At 71.5% G+C, this 18,823-nt stretch carries 17 protein-coding genes; 3 read left to right on the forward strand and 14 right to left on the reverse strand.

The window, feature by feature from the left end; genetic code table 11:
* Window positions 1-93 precede the first annotated feature (93 nt).
* Window positions 94-948, reverse strand: a complete 855-nt coding sequence (locus tag DMH12_RS22520; RefSeq protein WP_260474306.1) for a LysR family transcriptional regulator — start codon at window positions 946-948, stop codon at window positions 94-96.
* 63 nt (window positions 949-1,011) lie between these two features.
* Between DMH12_RS22520 and DMH12_RS22525 the strand changes: the two genes are divergently transcribed.
* Together DMH12_RS22525 and DMH12_RS22530 are read left to right on the forward strand one after the other, a co-directional pair.
* Window positions 1,012-2,295 carry an MFS transporter gene (locus tag DMH12_RS22525; RefSeq protein WP_125493304.1) on the forward strand — a complete coding sequence of 428 codons (1,284 nt, stop codon included), beginning with the start codon at window positions 1,012-1,014 and terminating at the stop codon, window positions 2,293-2,295.
* A gap of 161 nt (window positions 2,296-2,456) precedes the next feature.
* On the forward strand, window positions 2,457-3,461 hold the full coding sequence (locus tag DMH12_RS22530) for a sigma-70 family RNA polymerase sigma factor (RefSeq protein ID WP_125493305.1): 1,005 nt from the start codon (window positions 2,457-2,459) through the stop codon (window positions 3,459-3,461).
* Here the strand turns inward: DMH12_RS22530 and DMH12_RS22535 are convergent.
* Window positions 3,354-3,740 carry an STAS domain-containing protein gene (locus tag DMH12_RS22535; protein WP_125493306.1) on the reverse strand — a complete coding sequence of 129 codons (387 nt, stop codon included), beginning with the start codon at window positions 3,738-3,740 and terminating at the stop codon, window positions 3,354-3,356. The genes DMH12_RS22530 and DMH12_RS22535 overlap by 108 nt on opposite strands.
* A 129-nt stretch (window positions 3,741-3,869) precedes the next feature.
* Between DMH12_RS22535 and DMH12_RS22540 the strand changes: the two genes are divergently transcribed.
* On the forward strand, window positions 3,870-4,790 hold the full coding sequence (locus DMH12_RS22540; protein WP_125493307.1) for an AEC family transporter: 921 nt from the start codon (window positions 3,870-3,872) through the stop codon (window positions 4,788-4,790).
* A gap of 1 nt (window position 4,791) precedes the next feature.
* Here the strand turns inward: DMH12_RS22540 and DMH12_RS22545 are convergent, their stop codons facing one another.
* The 12 genes from DMH12_RS22545 to DMH12_RS22600 form a co-directional block, all read right to left on the reverse strand.
* Window positions 4,792-5,382, reverse strand: coding sequence for a Uma2 family endonuclease (locus DMH12_RS22545; RefSeq protein ID WP_125493308.1), 591 nt, complete (start codon window positions 5,380-5,382; stop codon window positions 4,792-4,794).
* A 74-nt stretch (window positions 5,383-5,456) separates the two neighbouring features.
* Window positions 5,457-6,740, reverse strand: coding sequence for a thymidine phosphorylase (locus tag DMH12_RS22550; RefSeq protein ID WP_125493309.1), 1,284 nt, complete (start codon window positions 6,738-6,740; stop codon window positions 5,457-5,459).
* Window positions 6,741-6,769: 29 nt separating this feature from the next.
* On the reverse strand, window positions 6,770-7,162 hold the full coding sequence (locus tag DMH12_RS22555; protein WP_125493310.1) for a cytidine deaminase: 393 nt from the start codon (window positions 7,160-7,162) through the stop codon (window positions 6,770-6,772).
* Window positions 7,159-8,424: an ABC transporter permease gene (locus DMH12_RS22560; protein WP_125493311.1), complete on the reverse strand. Its 1,266-nt coding sequence runs from the start codon at window positions 8,422-8,424 to the stop codon at window positions 7,159-7,161. The genes DMH12_RS22555 and DMH12_RS22560 overlap by 4 nt, the downstream gene beginning before the upstream one ends.
* A complete protein-coding gene (locus DMH12_RS22565) occupies window positions 8,421-9,545 on the reverse strand; it encodes an ABC transporter permease (RefSeq protein WP_125493312.1) in 1,125 nt (374 codons plus the stop codon). The genes DMH12_RS22560 and DMH12_RS22565 overlap by 4 nt, the downstream gene beginning before the upstream one ends.
* Entirely contained in the window at window positions 9,545-11,104 is a 1,560-nt protein-coding gene (locus DMH12_RS22570; protein ID WP_122615901.1) for an ABC transporter ATP-binding protein, read from the reverse strand. Before DMH12_RS22570 ends, DMH12_RS22565 begins: the two co-directional genes overlap by 1 nt.
* 237 nt (window positions 11,105-11,341) lie before the next feature.
* Window positions 11,342-12,388 carry a BMP family protein gene (locus DMH12_RS22575; protein WP_122615900.1) on the reverse strand — a complete coding sequence of 349 codons (1,047 nt, stop codon included), beginning with the start codon at window positions 12,386-12,388 and terminating at the stop codon, window positions 11,342-11,344.
* 281 nt (window positions 12,389-12,669) lie between these two features.
* Window positions 12,670-13,710: a BMP family protein gene (locus tag DMH12_RS22580; protein ID WP_125493313.1), complete on the reverse strand. Its 1,041-nt coding sequence runs from the start codon at window positions 13,708-13,710 to the stop codon at window positions 12,670-12,672.
* 204 nt (window positions 13,711-13,914) lie between these two features.
* Entirely contained in the window at window positions 13,915-15,153 is a 1,239-nt protein-coding gene (locus DMH12_RS22585) for a M20 family metallopeptidase (RefSeq protein ID WP_125493317.1), read from the reverse strand.
* Window positions 15,154-15,411: 258 nt separating this feature from the next.
* Window positions 15,412-16,479, reverse strand: coding sequence for a hypothetical protein (locus tag DMH12_RS22590; protein ID WP_125493314.1), 1,068 nt, complete (start codon window positions 16,477-16,479; stop codon window positions 15,412-15,414).
* Window positions 16,480-16,531: 52 nt separating this feature from the next.
* The gene (locus tag DMH12_RS22595) at window positions 16,532-17,470 is read right to left on the reverse strand and encodes an N-acetylneuraminate synthase family protein (RefSeq protein ID WP_125493315.1); all 939 of its coding nucleotides are present in this window, start codon (window positions 17,468-17,470) and stop codon (window positions 16,532-16,534) included.
* Window positions 17,471-17,482: 12 nt separating this feature from the next.
* Window positions 17,483-18,769 (reverse strand): N-acylneuraminate cytidylyltransferase, encoded by a 1,287-nt coding sequence (locus DMH12_RS22600; protein ID WP_125493316.1) that lies wholly within the window; start codon window positions 18,767-18,769, stop codon window positions 17,483-17,485.
* Window positions 18,770-18,823: the final 54 nt, after the last annotated feature.

Below are 18,823 nucleotides of genomic sequence, written 5' to 3' on the forward strand. Positions count from 1 at the left end.
CCTTCATCTTGGTCATCGGGTTGAACAGCAGGTAGCGGCGGTCGTCCGGGCCGGCGGTACGGAAGTAGTCGACGGCGCGGTCGCTGAACAGCTTCATGCCGACGAGGCGCACGTAGGCGTCGGGCAGGGCGCGCCGCCCACGCGGGGACCGGGGGGCGGGGGCAGCAGGGCGACGCCGAGCCCCGCCGCGACCAGGCCGCGCAGCGTCTCGGCCTCCTCCCCCTCGAAGGCGACCTTGGGGCGGAACCCGGCCTCCGCGCACAGGGCGTCGGTGATGCGGCGCAGGCCGTAGCCGGGCTCCAGGGTCACGAAGTTCTCGTCGGCCGCCTCGGCGAGGCGGACGCGCCTGCGGGCGGCCAGGGTGTGGTCGGCCGGGACGACCAGGCGCAGCTTCTGCTCGTCGAGGCGGCGGGCGACCAGGTCGGGGGCGTCCGGGACCGGGGAGGTGAGGCAGAGGTCGAGTTCACCGGCGCGCAGGCGCTCCAGCATGGCCTCGCCGTAGTTCTGGACGAGGCTGAAGCGGACGCGGGGGTGGTCGGCGCGGAAGGCGTGCAGCAGGCCGGGGACCGTCTCGGCGCCCATGGTGTGCAGGAAGCCGAAGGCGACCTTGCCGGTGGCCGGGTCGGCGTCCGCGCGGACCTCCTCGGCGGCGCGCTCGACCTCGGCGAGGGCGCGTTCGACGGAGCCGAGGAAGGTGCGGCCGGCGACGGTCAGCGCGAGGGTGCGGCCGTGGCGGACGAAGAGGTCGACGCCCAGGTCGGCTTCGAGCCGGACGAGGGCGCGGGAGAGGGTCGACTGGGGGACGTTCATCTCCTGCGCGGCCCGGGTCACGTGCTCGGTGCGGGCGACTCCGGCGAAGTGCGCGAGGCGGGGCGCGAGCAGCGCGACGATGTCTTCTGTGTCACCGGACCGTGACAGGCGAGGCTGTGAGCTCTGCTGATGCACCATGGGAACGATTATGCCCATTCCATGCATTGGACGGATGAGTCACGGGCTCCGTACGGTCACGGTATGACTCCCGCCGATACCGGGGCGCCCACCACCGTGGGCGCCGCATCCGCAGTCTCCGTCCCCGGCACCTCCGACGCGCGCATGGCCCCGGGCGGGCCCGGCTACCGCCGGATGAGCCTCGCCCTCTTCCTCGCGGGCGTCGCGACCTTCGCGCTGCTGTACTCCACGCAGGCGCTGCTCCCGCTGATCTCGGGCGACATGGGCGTCACGGCGAGCGACGCGAGCTGGACGGTGGCCGCCGCGACCGGTGGTCTGGCGGTGTTCGTGCTGCCGATGAGCGCGCTCTCGGAGCGTTTCGGGCGGCGTACCGTCATGACGGCGTCGCTGGCGGTCGCGGTGACCGTCGGGCTGCTGGTCCCCTTCGCCCCCTCGCTGCCGGCGCTGGTCGCGCTGCGCGCGGTGCAGGGCGCGGCGCTGGCGGGGCTGCCCGCCTCGGCGACGGCGTACCTCGCGGAGGAGGTCACGCCGCGGGCGCTGGTCACCGCGATCGGCCTGTTCGTCGCGGGCAACAGCGTCGGCGGGATGAGCGGCCGGGTGATCACCGGCTGGGTGGCCCAGGAGTGGGGCTGGCGGATCGCCGTCGGCGTGATCGGCGTCGTGGCGGTGGCGTGCGCGGTCGCCTTCCGGCTGCTGCTGCCGGCGCCGAAGCACTTCAGGGCGGGCTCGCTGCGCCCACGGGTCCTGGTCCGCACGGTCCGCGACCACCTCGCCAACCCGCTGCTGCGGCGCCTGTACGCGATCGGCGCGCTGTTCATGACGGTCTTCGGCGGCGTCTACACGGTGATCGGCTACCGGCTGGCGGAGGCGCCGTTCTCCCTCCCGCAGGGCCTCATCGGCTCGATCTTCCTGGTCTACCTGGTCGGTACGGTCTCGGCCTCGACGGCGGGCCGTCTGGTGGGCCGCCTCGGCCGGCGCGGCGCGCTGTACCTGGGCGGCGGCACGACGGCGGCGGGTCTGCTGCTGTCCCTCGCCCCGTCCCTGCCCCTGGTCCTGCTGGGCCTGGTGCTGATCACGGCGGGCTTCTTCGCCGGCCACGCGGTGGCCTCCTCGGCGGTCGGGAAGACCGCCCAGCACGGCCGCGCCCAGGCCTCGGCCCTCTACCAGTCCGCCTACTACGTCGGCTCCAGCGCGGGCAGCACGGCCGGCGCGGTCGCCTTCCACGCGGGCGGCTGGACCGGCACGGTCGGCATCGGCCTGCTGGCGGTACTGGGCGTCGTGGCGATCACGGTGACGGGCTCGGTGGCGGCACGGCGCACCGCGGGCGCGGTCGCGGCGGGCGCCTGAGGTTCCCGAGCCGGAGGGAACAGGTGGGGGCGGGACTGTAGAGACCGCCTCGACCTGCGGTTTCATTCGCTGCACAGGCCATTGTCAGTCCCCTGCGGTAGCTTCCGAAGTGCGGGGCGCGAAGACGCGCACGACGGGACGGCCCCAGGGGTGGGTGGACGATGACCAACGACACCATGACGACGGAGCTGGACTCCGCGCTGGAGAAGCACCGGACCGAGCTGACCGGGTACTGCTACCGGATGCTCGGCTCCTCCTTCGAGGCCGAGGACGCGGTGCAGGACACCCTGGTCCGCGCCTGGCGCAGCTACGACAAGTTCGAGGGACGCTCCAGTCTCCGCTCCTGGCTCTACCGGATCGCGACCAACGTCTGCCTGGACATGCTGACCGCGGGCAACAAGCGGGCCCGCCCGATGGACCTGACCGAGTCCACGCCGCTCGCCCAGGCCGCCCTGTCCCCCCGCCCGGACCACACCTGGCTGGAGCCGATGCCCGACGCGCGCGTGCTGCCCTCGACCGCGGACCCGGCCGAGGCCGCGGTCGCCAAGGAGTCCGTGCGGCTCGCCTTCATGGCCGCCCTCCAGCAGCTGCCGCCCAAGCAGCGCGCGGTGCTCATCCTGCGCGAGGTGCTGGCCTGGAAGGCGAGCGAGGTCGCCGAGCTGCTCGGCACCTCGGTCCCCTCGGTCAACAGCGCCCTCCAGCGCGCCCGCGCCACCCTCGCCGACCGGGCGGACCGCGGGGACGGCGCGGCCGTCTCCGACCCGCTGGACGAGGAGCAGCAGAAGCTCCTCGACCGCTACGTCGCCGCCTTCGAGGGCTACGACATGACGGCGCTGACGGCGCTGCTGCACGAGGACGCGGTCATGACGATGCCGCCGTTCGATCTCTGGCTGGCCGGTTCCGAGGACATCACCGGCTTCATGACGACGCTCGGCGCGGCCTGCGCCGATTCCCGGCTGGTGCCGGTGGAGGCCAACGGACTGCCCGCCTTCGCGCACTACAAGCCGGACCCCGAGGCGGGCGGGTACACGCCGTGGGCGGTCCAGGTGCTGGAGATCTCAGACGGCCGGATCACCGGGTTCCACTGCTTCCTCGACACGAAGCGGTGGTTCCCGCTGTTCGACCTGCCCCTCCGTCTCGAAGCGGAGGCCGACCAGGTCCAGTAGCGCGTGCAGGGCGGGGTCGGGGTCCCGCAGCCGTATCCGGCCCCCCGCCCGCCTGGCGGTGAGCTCCAGGCGGGCCAGCAGGTCCACGACCGCCAGCCCCGGCGGTCCGAGCCCCCCGACGTCGCAGACGACCACCCCGGCGCGGGTGGCTTCCAGCAGCGCGCGCGCCTCGTCGCAGAGCCGGGGTGTCTCCCCTCGGGAGACGGGCCCCGGCAGCACGAGTACGGCGGGTGTCATGGCGTCCACGTGCGGTAGACCCGGCTTGCGCCCCGAACTCATCGGTGTCCGCGGGCAGAGATCACATTGACCTGCGCATGCCCTCCGCCGGAGGGTTTGCTGTATGCCCCATGCATCGTCGTGCCCCGCCGTGCCGCCGGACGTGCCCGTCCTCGCCGAGGAGGCACCGCCGTGCAGGGGGTACTGACCGGGTTCGCGGTCATCGCGGTCGTCATCGCCGTCGGCTACGTACTGGGGCTGCGCGGCCACCTGGGGCCGCAGGGGCGCGAGGTGCTGACCAAGCTGGCCTTCCACGTGGCGTCCCCCGCCCTGCTGTTCACCACCCTCGCGACGGCCGACCTGTCGGTGGTCTTCTCCAGCCGGCTCCTGGTGACGGCGCTGTCCACGGCGGCGGTGGCCGGGGCCTTCGTCGCGGTGGGCGTCGCACGCCGCTGGGGCGTGGGCAGGACGACGATCGGCGCCCTGTGCTCCGGTTACGTCAACTCCGGCAACCTCGGCATCCCGATCGCCGTGTACGTGCTGGGCGACGCCTCGCTGGTGGCGCCGGTACTGCTGTTCCAACTGGTGCTGGTGACGCCGGTGGCGGTGACCATCCTGGACCTGTCCGGCGGGGGTGCGCGGGGCCCGCTGTGGCGGCGGCTGCTGACGCCGCTGCGCAACCCGATCGCGCTGGGGTCGCTGGCCGGGGTCGCGGTCGCCGCGAGCGGGCTGCGGGTGCCGGACGCGGTGATGGACCCGGTGACCCTGATCGGCAACATGTCGGTGCCGGCGGTCCTGCTCGCCTTCGGCATCTCCCTGTGCGGCTCCACGATGCCCATGCGGGGCACGGACCGCGAACCGGTGCTGCTGGCGGTGGCGTTGAAGGCGGTCGGCCAGCCCGCAGTGGCCTGGGCCCTGGCCTCCGGGGTGTTCGGGCTGCGGGGCGCCCAACTCCTGGACGTGGTGGTGACGTCGGCACTGCCCGCGGCGCAGAACCTGTACACGTACGCGTCGACGTACGGCGTGGGCGAGCGGCTGGCCCGCGACGCGATCCTGGTGTCGACGGTGGTGTCCGTGCCGGTGCTGGTGGGGGTGGCGGCGGTGCTGGGGTGAGTCAGGCTTCGGGGAACTCGCTGGTGTGCAGCGTGCACGTGAAGGGTGCCGGCAGCGCGACCGGGTCGCCGAACCCCGCCTCACGCAGGGAGCGATAGGTGTCGCCTTCGGGTTCGCTGTGGAGCGTGACCGTCGGGCCGTCGGGTGCCAGGCTGTCGATCAGGAGATACAGCGGGACTCCTGCTTGTGCGTAGCCCGCCAGTTTGTGGATCCGGTCGTTGTCCGCCGTGGCCGGGGAGACGACCTCCCCGACGAGTTCGGCCCTGGATGCGGCAATCACCCGCTCGCCCCCTGCACGGAGCGGCTTCTCCGGCATCACAGCGAGGTCCGGCGTGTAGAGGCCGAGTCGGGTCGGTACGGCCAAGGGCAGTCGCTGGTAGATGCCCCAGTCTTCCGGGATCACGTCGTAGAGACGTCGCTGTACGCGTTCGGCGACGTAGTTGTGCGCGACCGAGGGGAGCGGTGCGACCGTGACGAGTCCTTCGACGATCTCCACCTTGCAGCCTCTGGGTGCCTCCGTCCGGCGCCAGACCCAGACGATCTCGTCCCACACGTTGTCGGCCAGGATGTAGTCGCCGTCGAACTCCCGCATGCGGGCAGTCAACATGCCGAACGGGACCGGCAAAGGTCAACCGGCCCCGTTCACCCGATCGAGGAATCCCCTGGTCAGGCGATGCGTTCCAGCACCACCGGCGACGCCGTGAAGTCCGTGCCCGTCGGGGCGACGTCGTAGGAGCCCTCGACCGCCGCGAGGGCGTACTCGAAGCGGTCCGGGGTGTCGGTGTGCAGGGTGAGGAGGGGCTGGCCGGCCGTGACGGTGTCGCCGGGCTTCGCGTGCAGCTCGACGCCCGCGGCGGCCTGCACCGGGTCCTCCTTGCGGGCGCGGCCCGCGCCGAGGCGCCAGGCGGCGACGCCGATGTCGTAGGCGTCGAGGCGGGTCAGGACGCCCGAGGAGGCGGCCTTCACCACGTGCTGCTCCTTCGACGTGGGCAGGGCCGCGTCCGGGTCGCCGCCCTGGGCCGCGATCATGCGCCGCCAGACGTCCATCGCGGAGCCGTCGGCCAGCGCCTTCGCCGGGTCGGCGTCCGGCAGGCCCGCGGCGGCCAGCATCTCGCGGGCCAGGGCGAGGGTCAGCTCCACCACGTCGGAGGGGCCGCCGCCGGCCAGGACCTCGACCGACTCGCGGACCTCCAGGGCGTTGCCCGCGGTGAGGCCGAGCGGGGTCGCCATGTCGGTGAGCAGCGCGACCGTCTTGACGCCGTGGTCGGTGCCGAGGCCGACCATCGTGGACGCCAGTTCGCGCGCGTCCTCGATCGTCTTCATGAAGGCGCCCGAGCCGACCTTGACGTCCAGGACCAGGGAGCCCGTGCCCTCGGCGATCTTCTTGGACATGATGGAGGAGGCGATGAGCGGGATCGCCTCCACCGTGCCGGTGACGTCCCGGAGGGCGTACAGCTTCTTGTCGGCGGGTGCCAGGCCGTCACCCGCCGCGCAGATCACCGCGCCGGTGGTGTCCAGGACGTTCAGCATCTCCTCGTTGGAGATGAGGGCGCGCCAGCCCGGGATGGACTCCAGCTTGTCCAGCGTGCCGCCGGTGTGGCCGAGGCCGCGGCCGGAGAGCTGCGGGACGGCCGCGCCGCACGCCGCCACCAGGGGCGCCAGCGGCAGCGTGATCTTGTCGCCGACACCGCCCGTGGAGTGCTTGTCGGCGGTGGGGCGGGACAGGGACGAGAACTCCATCCGCTCGCCGGAGGCGATCATCGCCGCCGTCCAGCGGGCGATCTCGCCGCGGTTCATGCCGTTGAGCAGGATCGCCATCGCCAGCGACGACATCTGCTCGTCGGCCACCTCGCCGCGCGTGTAGGCGTCGATGACCCAGTCGATCTGCTCGCCGCTGAGTTCGCCGCGGTCCCGCTTGGTGCGGATGACGGAGATGACGTCCATGCCCATGTATGGCTTTCCTAACGGGATTGCGGGAGTTACTTGGTGAGGTGGTCCGGGCCGAAGGCCTGCGGGAGCATCTGCGCGAGGGGGACGATCCCCGCCGGGGTGTCCAGGAGCAGCTCCGGGCCGCCGAACTCGTGGAGCAGCTGTCGGCAGCGCCCGCACGGGACGAGGACCGCGCCCTCGCCGTCGACGCAGACGAAGTGCGTCAGCCGCCCGCCGCCGGTCAGCCGGAGCTGGGAGACGAGCCCGCACTCGGCGCACAGGGAGATGCCGTAGCTGGCGTTCTCCACGTTGCAGCCGGTCACCGTGCGGCCGTCGTCGACCAGGGCGGCGGCGCCGACGGCGTACCCGGAGTAGGGGGCGTACGCCCGGGACATCGCGTCCCGGGCGGCCGCGCGCAGTCCGTCCCAGTCGACGGCCGTCACTTGCCCTGCCCCTTCCGGTACGGCATGCCGTTCGCCCTGGGCATCCGCAGCCGCTGGGCGGAGAGCGCGAGGACGACGAGGGTGACGACGTACGGCGTGGCGGAGACGACCTGGTTGGGGACGTCGTCGGTGCCGGCGTACCAGGCGAAGACCAGGGCGCCGACGAGCACCGTGATCGCGGCCTTGACGTACTTCTTGCGGATCGCGAGCCAGATGGCGCCGGCCACCAGCAGCAGCGCGCCGAGCAGCAGCAGGGCGTGCACGTTGGCGGAGCCGCCGCGCAGGTTGAGGCTGTCGGTGTAGCCGAACAGCCCGGCGCCGATGGCGAGTCCGCCCGGCATCCAGTTGCCGAAGATCATCGCCGCGAGGCCGATGTAGCCGCGGCCGCTGGTCTGGCCCTCCAGGTAGAAGGGGTTGGCCACGATGGAGAGGAAGACGCCGCCGAGGCCGGCCAGACCGCCGGAGATGATCACGGCCAGGTACTTGTACTTGTAGACGTTGACGCCGAGCGACTCGGCCGCGATCGGGTTCTCGCCGCAGGAGCGCAGGCGCAGGCCGAACGGGGTGCGCCACAGGATGTACCAGGTGGCGGGGATCAGCGCGACGGCGATCAGGGTGAGCCAGGAGACGTTCGTGACCAGACCGCCGAGCAGGCCCGCGATGTCCGAGATCAGGAACCAGTGCCGGTCGTTCAGGCTCACCAGCCCGTCGGAGAGGCCCGGCACCGTGAAGTGCCCGAGGGAGTCCACCGGCGGGGACTGCTTGGCCGAGCCGCCCTGGTGGCCCTCGAAGGCCAGCGGGGCGAGGTAGCGGGTGGCGCCGAGGGCGAGGATGTTGATGGCGACGCCGGAGACGATGTGGTTGACGTTGAAGGTGATCGTCACGATGGCGTGCAGCAGGCCGCCGAGCGCACCGCCGACGATGCCGACGAGGACGCCGGTCCACGGGCCCCACTGGAAGCCGGCCCAGGCACCGAACCAGGTGCCGAGGATCATCATGCCCTCGAGGCCGATGTTGACCACGCCCGCGCGCTCGGCCCACAGGCCGCCGAGACCGGCGAGGCCGATCGGCACGGCGAGCTGGAGCGCGGTGGACATCTGGCTGACGTTGGTGATGCCGTTGGCGCCGGTGATGAGGCGGACGATGGAGGTCAGCGCCAGGGCGCCGGCGATGACCAGCATCAGGACCCCCAGCGAGATCCGGCGGCCGGCCGGCGCCCCGTGCTCCAGCGTGGGCTGGTTGAGGTCGGTTGCGGTGGTCATCGGCCAGCCACCTCCTTCTTGGTGTTGTCGGTGGCGCCGAGGACGTGTCCGGCGGCCAGCTCGGCGCCGACCCGGCGCTGCTGGCGGCGCAGACCCCACTCGCGGACGGCCTCGTAGGAGACGACGACCGAGAGGACGATCAGGCCCTGCATGATGACCGCGATCTCCTTGTCGTAACCGTGGAAGTCCAGTTCGGGCGAGGCCTTGTCGAGCCAGGCCCACAGCAGGGCGGCGAAGGCGATGCCGACCGGGCTGTTGCGGCCGAGCAGGGCGATGCCGATGCCGAGGAAGCCGATGCCGGTGGGGAAGTTGAGGCTGTAGGTGTGGGTGTCGCCGAGCAGGATCGGCAGGCCCGCGAGACCGGCGAGGCCGCCGGAGAGGAGCATCGCGGTGAGCACCATGCGCTTGGGGTCGACGCCGCTGGCCGCGGCGGCGGACTCGGAGGCACCGGAGGCGCGCAGGTCGAAGCCGAAGCGGGTGCGGTTGAGGACGACCCAGTAGGCGATGCCGAGGAGCACGGCGAGGACGACCAGGCCGTAGATCTCGCCGGCCGCGCCCATGTCGATGCCGGGGACCCAGCCGGACTCGTGCATCTCGCCGGTGGTGTTGTTGTTGCCGATCTTGACGCCGAAGACGTCCGGCAGCCACAGGTAGCCGATGACGGAGGTGGCGATGGCGTTCAGCATGATCGTCGCGACCACCTCGCTGACGCCGCGGGTGACCTTGAGGACACCGGCGATGCCGGACCAGAAGGCGCCGGTGCACACGGCGGTCAGCAGCAGCAGCGGGATCTGGAGGAACGCCGGAAGGTTGGCGTGCGCCCCGACGATCGCGGCCGTCATGGCGGCGAGCTGGTACTGGCCGTCGACGCCGATGTTGAACAGGTTCATCCGGAAGCCGATGGCGACCGCCAGGGCGGCGATGTAGTACATCGACGCCTGGTTGATGATCAGGACCTGGATGTCGGAGAATCCGGCCTGCTCGAACATCAGGGCGAACGGTTCGACCGGGTTCTTGCCCGAGGCGATCAGGACGATCGCGCTGAGCACGAAGGCCACGGCGAGCGCGATGACCGGTCCGGCCACCGCGAGGAGCACGCGCTCCTTGTCGAACTTCTTCATCAGCGGGCCTCGTCTTCCGCACCCGGACCGTCGTCGGTCGGCGTCTCTTCGTGTTCCAGGTGGCCGCTCGCGGCGCCGGTCATGGCCGAGCCCAGCTCCTCGGGGGTGATGGAGGCCGGGTCGGCGTCGGCCACGAGCCTGCCGTCGTAGATCACCCGGAGGGTGTCGGACAGGCCGATCAGCTCGTCCAGGTCGGCGGAGATCAGCAGGACGGCCAGTCCCTCGCGGCGGGCCTCCCGGATGTGGTCCCAGATCGCGGCCTGCGCGCCGACGTCCACACCGCGGGTGGGGTGGGCGGCGATCAGGAAGCGCGGCTTGTGGCTCATCTCGCGGCCGACGATCAGCTTCTGCTGGTTGCCGCCCGAGAGCGAGGCGGCGGTGACGTCGATGCCGGGGGTGCGGACGTCGTACGTCTCGACGATGCGCCGGGTGTCCTCCTGGGAGCCCTTCGGATCCAGCCAGACGCCCTTGCTGTTGGGCTTCTCGGTGACGTGGCCGAGGATGCGGTTCTCCCAGAGGGGCGCTTCCAGGAGCAGGCCGTGGCGGTGGCGGTCCTCGGGGATGTAGCCGACGCCCTGCTCGCGGCGCTTGCGGGTGGGCAGCGCGGTGATGTCCTCGTCGAGGAAGCGGATGGAGCCGGAGTCCGCGTGGCGCAGGCCGATGAGCGCGTCGACCAGCTCGGTCTGCCCGTTGCCCTCGACGCCGGCGATGCCCAGCACTTCGCCGGCGTGGATGGTGAAGGAGATGTCGTCCAGCAGGGCCTTGCCGCCCGGGGCCGCCAGGCGCAGCGTGTCGACGGTGAGGACCGGGCGGTCGGTGACCGTGGACTCGGCGGTCTCCGGGGTGGGCAGTTCGCTGCCGACCATCAGCTCGGCGAGCTGGCGCGGGGTGGTCTCGGCGGGGACGGCGGTGCCGACCGTGGTGCCCCGGCGGATGACGGTGATCTCGTCGGCGACCGACAGCACCTCGCCCAGCTTGTGGGAGATGAAGATGACGGACAGGCCCTCGGCCTTCAGCCCGCGCAGGTTGTCGAAGAGGGCGTCCACCTCCTGCGGCACGAGCACGGCGGTCGGCTCGTCCAGGATCAGCGTGCGGGCGCCGCGGTAGAGGACCTTGAGGATCTCCACGCGCTGCCGGGCGGCGACGCCTAGCTCCTCGACCAGGAGGTCGGGCTTGACGCCGAGGCCGTACCGCTCGGAGATCTCCTTGATCTTCCGGCGGGCCTTGGCGCCGATGCCGTACAGCTTCTCGCTGCCGAGGACCACGTTCTCCAGGACCGTGAGGTTGTCGGCGAGCATGAAGTGCTGGTGGACCATGCCGATGCCGCGGGCGATGGCGTCGGCGGGCGAGGAGAAGGCCACCTGCTCGCCGTCGACCGCGATGGTGCCCTCGTCCGGCTTCTGCATGCCGTAGAGGATCTTCATCAGCGTCGACTTGCCGGCGCCGTTCTCACCGACGAGGGCGTGCACGGTGCCCTTGCGGACGGTGAGGTGGATGTCGTGATTGGCCACGACGCCGGGGAAGCGCTTGGTGATCCCGGCGAGTTCGACGGCGGTCACCGGTTCCTTGACCGCCACTTTGGCCGGAGGGCTGCTGGACGCGTTGATGGCGCACACTCCTGGGGACGGGGGCCGTCTACGCGCGTAGCGCCCCTACGGCATCTAAAAGCGGCGGCGGCACATCGACACGACGGGGTACGAGGAAGGGGCCACAGGCGTCCTCCTCGTACCCCGCCGAGCGGTGCGACCGGCGCGGTTACACGCTGTTCGAGGTATTGCTGGTCAGCTGCTCGGTGCTCAGCTGCTCTTGACCTTGATCTCGCCGCTGATGATCTTCTCCTTGGCCGTCTTGATGGCTGCCTGGAGCTCGGCGTCGTCCGCGAACTTCGGGTTGGAGTCCGAGAGACCGACCTCGCCGGACTTCAGATCGCCCCGAACGATACCCGTCTCCGGCTTGCCGTCCTCGACGGACTTCGCCAGGTTGTACACGGCCTTGGCGACGTCCTTGGTGGCCGAAGTCAGGATGTAGTCCTTGTACTTGGCGAGGGCTTCCTGCTTGTACTGGTCGGAGTCGACGCCGATCGCCCAGATCTTCTTGGCGGCGGCGGCCTCGATCACGCCCTGGCCGGAGAGGCCGGCGGCCGCGTAGACCACGTCGGCCTTCTTCTCTATCTGGCCCTCGGCGGCGGTCTTGCCCTTGTCGGGGCTGGAGAAGCCGCCCTCCTCCGCGGTCTGCGTGAGGTACTGGGAGAGGACCTTGACCTTCGGGTCGGTGTCCTTGACGCCCTGCGCGAAGCCGGCCTGGAACTTGTGGATCAGCGGGATGTCCACGCCGCCCACGAAGCCGACCGTGTCGGTCTTGGTGGTCTTGGCCGCGGCGACACCGGCGAGGTAGGAGGCCTGCTCCTCGTTGAAGACCAGGTCCGCCACGTTCTTCGACTCGATCGTGGCGTCGTCCACGATGCCGAAGGTGGTGTCCGGGTACTTCTCGGCGGCGTTCTTGATCGCGGCGGCGTACGCGTAGCCGACACCGACGACCGGGTTGTGGCCCTGCTTGGCCAGGGAGACCAGGCGCTGCTCCTTGTCGGCGTCGGTCTCGCCGTCGGTGGGCTCGACGTCGGCGGTCTCGTAGCCGAACTCCTTCTTCGCCTGCTCCAGGCCGGCGTACGCGGCGTCGTTGAAGGACTGGTCGCCCTTGCCGCCGACGTCGTAGGCGATGGCGAGGCCCTTGTCGCCGTCGGAGTCCGACCCGGAGGAGGTCGAGGTACCACCGCAGGCGGAGAGCGCGAGGGCGAGGGAGGCGGTCGCTGCGCCTGCGACCGTGATCCGGGAAATCCGGCGCATGTCTGGTGCTCCTGTCGTACAAGCGCCTGGGACGGTTCGGCTGCGGCGCTGGTTTCGCCGCAGATTAACGCGCGTAGACCTGCCTGAAAACCCCTTCTGTCCACCTTGTTATCCGCCCGTGAGCTAGGGGGCCCGGAGGAGCGGGGAAGTCTTGCCGGACGCAAACGGAGGGTGGCGGAGGGTGACGCCGCGGGGCGGTGCCGGGAGCCCGGCCGGGGCATGCCGAAGCGGGCGGGCGCCGAGGCGCCCGCCCGCTTCAGGAAGTGCCGTGGAGGCCGGCGCTACTCGGTCCTGACCTTGATCGAGCCGCCGGTGATGCCCTCCTTGGCCTTGGCCACGGCGTCCTTGGCGCCCGCGACCTCGGCGAACTTCGGGTTGCTGTCGGACAGGCCCACCCCGTCCGACTTCAGGTCGAAGGTCTGGGTGCCGGTCAGCGGCTTGCCGTCCTCGACGGACTTGGCCAGCGCGTAGACCGCTCCGTTGATGTCCTTGAGGGCGGAGGTCAGGATGAAGTCCTTGTAGGCCGCGAGGGCCTCCTGCTCGTACTGGTCCGAGTCGACGCCGATCGCCCAGACCTTCGCCTTGGCGGCCGCCTCGATCACGCCCTGCCCGGACAGACCGGCCGCCTGGTAGACGACGTCGGCCTTCTTCTCGATCTGCCCCTCGGCCGCCGCGCGGCCCTTGTCGGGGCTGGAGAAGCCGCCCTCCTCGGCGGTCTGCGTCAGGTACTGCGAGAGGACCTTGACCTTCGGGTCGGTGTCCTTGACGCCCTGCTCGTAGCCCGCCTCGAACTTGTGGATCAGCGGGACGTCCACACCGCCCACGAAGCCCACCGTCTTGGTCTTGGTGGCCTTGGCGGCGGCGACGCCGGCGAGGTAGGACGCCTCGTTCTCGGCGAAGACGAGGGAGGCCACGTTCTTGCCCTCGACCACCGAGTCGACGATGCCGAAGGTGGTGTCCGGATACTTCGAGGCGACCGCCTTCATCGCCGGGCCGTAGGCGAAGCCGACGCCGATGACGGGGTTGTAGCCCTGCTTGGCCAGGGAGGTCAGACGCTGTTCCTTGTCGGCGTCCGTCTCACCGTCGGTGGGCTCGATGTCGGCGGTCTTGTAGCCGAACTCCTTCTTCGCCCGCTCCAGACCGGCGTACGCGGCGTCGTTGAAGGACTGGTCGCCCTTGCCGCCGATGTCGTACGCGATGGCGAGGCCCTTGTCGTCCTTGCCGTCTCCGCTGTCGCTGCTGGTGCCTCCGCAGGCCGTGGCGGCGAGTGCGAGCGACGCGGCCCCCACCGCGACGCGGGTGAGTCTCGATATCCGACGCATCTGAAGTTCCCCATTCTCCAAAGCCCCGCAGCGGGCGCTCGGTTCGGCGCAGATTAACGCGCGTAGAAACTCCTGGGAACGGGGTTCCGCGTGGCCGTTACCCATTCGTGCCGCTGGCCGGTTACGCCCTTGTGAACGACCGCATCAGGCTGCCCCCGGCCCGCCGCGGCCGCAACCGCGACGGGCCCGGTGGGCGGGTGCCGCTCAGTTGACGGCGTCGATGAGCGCCGCCGCGGTGAACATCTCCACGCCGACGGTGATGGCGTGCTCGTCCACGTCGAAGTCGCCCTGGTGCAGGTCGCGGACGGTGCGCTCGCCGGGCGGGCGGACGCCGAGGCGGGCCATGGCGCCGGGCACGTGCTCCAGGTACCAGGAGAAGTCCTCGCCGCCCAGGCTCTGCTCGGTGCTCTCCACGGAGTCCGTGCCCAGCCGGGCGATCATGGCGGTCTGGAGGAGTTCGACGCTGGTCACCTCGTTGACGACCGGCGGGACGCCCCGTACGTAGGTGATCTCGGACTTCGCCCGGTACAGGTTGGCGATCTCGTCGATGGCGCCCACCACCAGGTCGGGGGCCTGGCGCCAGGCGTCGAGGTCGAGGCAGCGGACCGTCCCGGCGAGCTCGGCGTGCTGCGGGATGACGTTCGGGGCGTGGCCGGACTCGACCCGGCCCCAGGTCAGGGCGAGGCCGCTGCGGCTGTCCACGCGCCGGGCGACGAGCGAGGGCACGTCGGTGACCACCCGCGCGGCGGCGGTGACCAGGTCGGTCGTCAGGTGCGGGCGGGCGGTGTGGCCGCCGGGGCCGTTGAGGGCGATCTCCAGCCGGTCGCAGGCGGAGGTGATGGGCCCCACCCGCAGTCCGATCCGCCCGGCGTCCACCCGGGGGTCGCAGTGCACGGCCAGGATCCGGCGCACGCCGTCGAGCGCGCCGCCCTCGATCGCGTCGGCGGCACCGCCGGGCAGCACCTCCTCGGCGGGCTGGAAGACCAGCCGCACGGGCCGGGGCAGCAGCCCCCGCTCGTGCAGCGCGGCGAGGACCAGTCCGGTGCCGAGGACGACGGTGGTGTGCACGTCGTGGCCGCAGGCGTGGGCGCGGTCCGGCACCCGCGAGTGGTACGGGCAGTCGCTCTTGGTGTCCGGGATGGGCAGCGCGTCGATGTCGGCCCGCAGGGCGAGCATGCGCGGCCCGCCGGCCCACTGTCCCGAGTCGGTGTTGGTGCCGATGTCGCAGACGAGCCCGGTTCCGACCGGAAGCACGCGCGGCTTGAGGCCGGCTCGTTCGAGCCGTTCCTTGATGGCGGCGGTGGTGCGGAACTCCTGGTTGCCCAGCTCGGGGTGCATGTGCAGGTCGCGGCGGAAGGCCACGAGTTCTGCGCGCAACGCCTCCGGCAACGTACCGGGAAGTTGCGCTTCCCCTGACGGATCGGCCTCGGTCTCACGGGACATCAGTTGCTTCACCCTCTGAAGGGTAGGACGCCGGGGTGGTCAACTGTCCCGCGATCAACAAAATTTCAGCCCGCTGGGCGAAGAAAGTTGGCCGCTCGGCGCATGGCTCTCAACGGGGGTGGGTACACTCACCCGCTTCTGGCCTCGGCACCCGGCTCCGTCTTTCCTGTTTACTTGCTCCTCTCACGCATACCACGGTACGGCTGAGCCACGCTGGACCGTCCACGTGAGATGGCCATGAGATGGCCATGAGATGGCCTACCCCGCGTGCGCCACCGACGGCAGCCGGTGGACGTCCCGGGCCGAGCCCGTGACCCCGGACAGGAAGCCCCGGGCCCGCGGTGAGGCGTGCTGGGTGAGCCAGGCGGGGTCGATGTCGCAGACCGCGACGCGGACCTCGGTGCCGGCCAGGGCCAGCGGCAGGGTGTGCACGACGGTGGACGGGAAACTGAGGACCGTACGGCCGATCGGGCCGCGGCGGGCGATCAGCTCCAGCGGGAGGTCGGGGCGGACGATCTGCAGGCCCGTCTCCACGGCCAGCCGGTGCAGCTTCTCGGCGCTCTCGCGGCGGTGGGCGAAGTAGCGGGCCGCCCCGTGCGTCCTCGCCAGGCCGCGTACGGCGTCCAGGTAGCGGTCGGCCTCGACCACGCCCGTCTCGACCAGGGAGGTGCCGACCATGTCGGCGCCCTTGGTGATGCGCGGCGGGCCGAAGCGGGCGCGGGTCCAGGCGAAGTCGTTGGCGGTGACGGTGACGCCGTCCGGGACGTCCTCGATCGGCATGGAGGAGAAGACCGAGACCTGCCGGTCGGGGGTCGGGGTCAGGCGGTGCCGGGCGGACCGGGAGACGGGCGCGAAGAGCAGGTCGCGCGGGCCGGGCCGGCTGCCCTTGCGGTGCCAGCGCACCAGGCGTTCGCCCTGGGCGAGCTGGGTGACGAACTCCATCGTGGCCGTGCCGTCGTCGACGACGACGAGGTCGTGGGCGCGGGTGATGGTCAGAAGCAGCTGGACGTAGCGGGAGAAGGGGTCGCCCATCACGACCCGTTCGGCCTGGCGCAGGGCGGTGGTGAGGCCGCCCACGGTGCGGAAGGGTGCCGTGGCACCGCCCCTGGCCTCCTCCCAGCGGATCGCGTGGCCCTCCTTGCGGGCCAGTTCCGCCATGCGGCGCAGCTGACCGCGGGTCATCGGGTCCACGGGGGACAGCACCACGAGGGTGAGCTCCGCGCCGGGTGCGCGGGTGTGCGCCCACTCCAGCACGTTCAGCAGTTGTACCGGGCTCTCGACGAAGGCGAGAGTGCGGGGGCCGGCATTCCCGGCGCGGGGGCTCATCGGCGTACGACCGTCCCGTGGTGAGGGCCTTGTGGGGTGGTGGGACCTGGTGTCAGACGGTGACGGGCTCGCCCGCGGCGTCGGCGATCTCCGCCTCGGCGACGACACCGGTGACGCGGCGCAGCTTCTTCATCGGGCCCAGCTCGGACTCGTAGACCTTCTTGACGCCGTCGCCGAGGGAGGCCTCGATGGTGCGGATGTCGCGCACCAGGCGGGTCAGGCCCTGCGGCTCGACGGAGGCGGCCTGGTCGGAGCCCCACATGGCGCGGTCGAGGGTGATGTGGCGTTCGACGAAGGTGGCGCCGAGGGCGACGGCGGCGAGCGTGGTCTGCAGGCCGGTCTCGTGGCCGGAGTAGCCGATCGGGACGTTCGGGTACTCCTGCTGGAGGGTGTGGATGACGCGGAGGTTCAGCTCCTCGGCCTGCGCCGGGTACGTCGATGTGGCGTGGCACATCAGGATGTTGTCGCTGCCCAGGACCTCGACCGCGTGGCGGATCTGCTTCGGGGTGGACATGCCGGTGGAGAGGATGACGGTGCGGCCGGTGGCGCGCAGGGCGCGCAGCAGCTCGTCGTCGGTCAGCGAGGCGGAGGCGACCTTGTGGGCGGGGACGTCGAACTTCTCCAGGAAGGCGACGGCCTCGGTGTCCCACGGGGAGGCGAACCAGGCGATGTCCTTGGTCTTGCAGTACTCGTCGATCTGGCGGTACTCGTCCTCGCCGAACTCCACGCGGTGGCGGTAGTCGATGTACGTCATCCGGCCCCAGGGGGTGTCCCGCTCGATGTCCCACTGGTCGCGCGGGGTGCAGATCTCGGGGGTGCGCTTCTGGAACTTGACGGCGTCGCAGCCGGCCTCGGCGGCGGCGTCGATCAGCTTGAAGGCGTTCTCCAGCTCGCCGTTGTGGTTGATGCCGATCTCACCGGTGACGTAGACGGGGCGGCCGGGGCCGGCCTCGCGGGTACCGAAGGTGCGGATGCGGGAGTTGGTGCTCATGGCAGTGGTTCCTTACCTGGACTGGGTGATCGTGGGGGATGCGAAGGAGTCGGGGGTGTCGTGGGAGTCGAGCGAGGGGCCGAGGAGCCAGCTCGCGATCTCCCGGATGGCGCCGTCGCCGCCGGGGACGGTGGTGACCGCGCGGGCCGCGCCGCGTACGGCGTCGTGGGCGCTGGCGACCGCCACGGGCCAGCCGACGAGGGCGAAGCACGGGAGGTCGTTGACGTCGTTGCCGACGTAGAGCACGCGTTCGGGCGCGATGCCCTGTTCCTCGCACCACTGCTTGAGCGCGAGGTCCTTGCGGTCGATGCCGTGCAGCACGGGGAGCTTGAGCTTGCGCGCGCGGGCGGCGACGACCGGGTTCACCTCCGTGGACAGGATCAGCATCGTCAGTCCGCTGCGGCGCAGGGCAGCGATGCCGAGTCCGTCGCCGCGGTGCACGGAGACGAACTCCCGTCCGTCGGAGTCGATCAGCACCCGGTCGTCGGTCTGGGTGCCGTCGAAGTCGAGGACGACCGCGTCGATGTCCCGCGCGGTCGGGAGGGCGCCGGGCCGGGCGGCGTCGAAGTGCGGCGCCAGGGCCCGGGCGCGGGCCAGGTCGTGCGGGTCGTCGATCTCCAGGACGCGGGCCGGGTCGGTGCGGACCAGTTCGGTGCGGCCGAAGAAGCGGTGCCCGTGCTTGCGGAAGCCGGGGGCGGCCATGGCGTAGGCGGCGCCGGTCTCCAGCAGGTCCTGGGGGCGGTCCTGGCGGCGGGGGCGGTACGACTTGTCGTGGTTGACGCCGTAGCCGCCCTCGGGGGCGCCGGCCCCTCGGGGCTCGTCGCCGCCGTCGCGCCACACGAAGCCGTGGAACGGCGCCACCGTCACCGCGGTGTCGGCGCCGGACTCGGCGACCGCGCCGGCCACCCCGTCGATGTCCTCGCGGACGATGAAGGGGCTGGTGCACTGCACGAGCAGCACCACGTCGACGGCGGAGCCGTGCAGGGCCTCGTGGGCGTCCATGGCGTGCAGCACGGCGGCCTCGGAGGTGGCGGTGTCCCCGGCGATGGCGGCGGGCCGCAGCACGACCTCGGCGCCCGCCTCCCGGGCCGCCGCGGCGATGGTCTGGTCGTCGGTGGAGACGACGACGTCCGTCACCAGGCGGGCGGCCCGGCATTCGCGCACCGCGCGGGCCACCAGGGGGACGCCGCCGACGGGGGCGAGGTTCTTCGCGGGCACTCCCTTGGAGCCGCCGCGCGCGGGGATCACCGCGAGCACCCGGCGCACCGAAGCGCCCTGGCCCGCTTGCGGGTTGGACATGGGGTCTGCTCCTTGTGCGGGGATGTGTGCGGGGATGTGTGCGGGGATCTGGGC

The organism is Streptomyces sp. WAC 04229 (genome assembly GCF_003947455.1).
Classification (GTDB): domain Bacteria; phylum Actinomycetota; class Actinomycetes; order Streptomycetales; family Streptomycetaceae; genus Streptomyces.

What these genes read in the sequence shown, in the direction of transcription:
- DMH12_RS22550 (WP_125493309.1), bottom strand. Translation starts at nt 6,740, where the DNA reads ATGGGCATGGACGTCATCTCCGTCATCCGCACCAAGCGGGACCGCGGC.
- DMH12_RS22595 (WP_125493315.1), bottom strand. Translation starts at nt 17,470, where the DNA reads ATGAGCACCAACTCCCGCATCCGCACCTTCGGTACCCGCGAGGCCGGC.
- DMH12_RS22520 (WP_260474306.1), bottom strand. Translation starts at nt 948, where the DNA reads ATGGTGCATCAGCAGAGCTCACAGCCTCGCCTGTCACGGTCCGGTGAC.
- DMH12_RS22600 (WP_125493316.1), bottom strand. Translation starts at nt 18,769, where the DNA reads ATGTCCAACCCGCAAGCGGGCCAGGGCGCTTCGGTGCGCCGGGTGCTC.
- DMH12_RS22545 (WP_125493308.1), bottom strand. Translation starts at nt 5,382, where the DNA reads ATGCGGGAGTTCGACGGCGACTACATCCTGGCCGACAACGTGTGGGAC.
- DMH12_RS22535 (WP_125493306.1), bottom strand. Translation starts at nt 3,740, where the DNA reads ATGAGTTCGGGGCGCAAGCCGGGTCTACCGCACGTGGACGCCATGACA.
- DMH12_RS22530 (WP_125493305.1), top strand. Translation starts at nt 2,457, where the DNA reads ATGACCAACGACACCATGACGACGGAGCTGGACTCCGCGCTGGAGAAG.
- DMH12_RS22575 (WP_122615900.1), bottom strand. Translation starts at nt 12,388, where the DNA reads ATGCGCCGGATTTCCCGGATCACGGTCGCAGGCGCAGCGACCGCCTCC.
- DMH12_RS22565 (WP_125493312.1), bottom strand. Translation starts at nt 9,545, where the DNA reads ATGAAGAAGTTCGACAAGGAGCGCGTGCTCCTCGCGGTGGCCGGACCG.
- DMH12_RS22585 (WP_125493317.1), bottom strand. Translation starts at nt 15,153, where the DNA reads ATGTCCCGTGAGACCGAGGCCGATCCGTCAGGGGAAGCGCAACTTCCC.
- DMH12_RS22560 (WP_125493311.1), bottom strand. Translation starts at nt 8,424, where the DNA reads ATGACCACCGCAACCGACCTCAACCAGCCCACGCTGGAGCACGGGGCG.
- DMH12_RS22580 (WP_125493313.1), bottom strand. Translation starts at nt 13,710, where the DNA reads ATGCGTCGGATATCGAGACTCACCCGCGTCGCGGTGGGGGCCGCGTCG.
- DMH12_RS22590 (WP_125493314.1), bottom strand. Translation starts at nt 16,479, where the DNA reads ATGAGCCCCCGCGCCGGGAATGCCGGCCCCCGCACTCTCGCCTTCGTC.
- DMH12_RS22525 (WP_125493304.1), top strand. Translation starts at nt 1,012, where the DNA reads ATGACTCCCGCCGATACCGGGGCGCCCACCACCGTGGGCGCCGCATCC.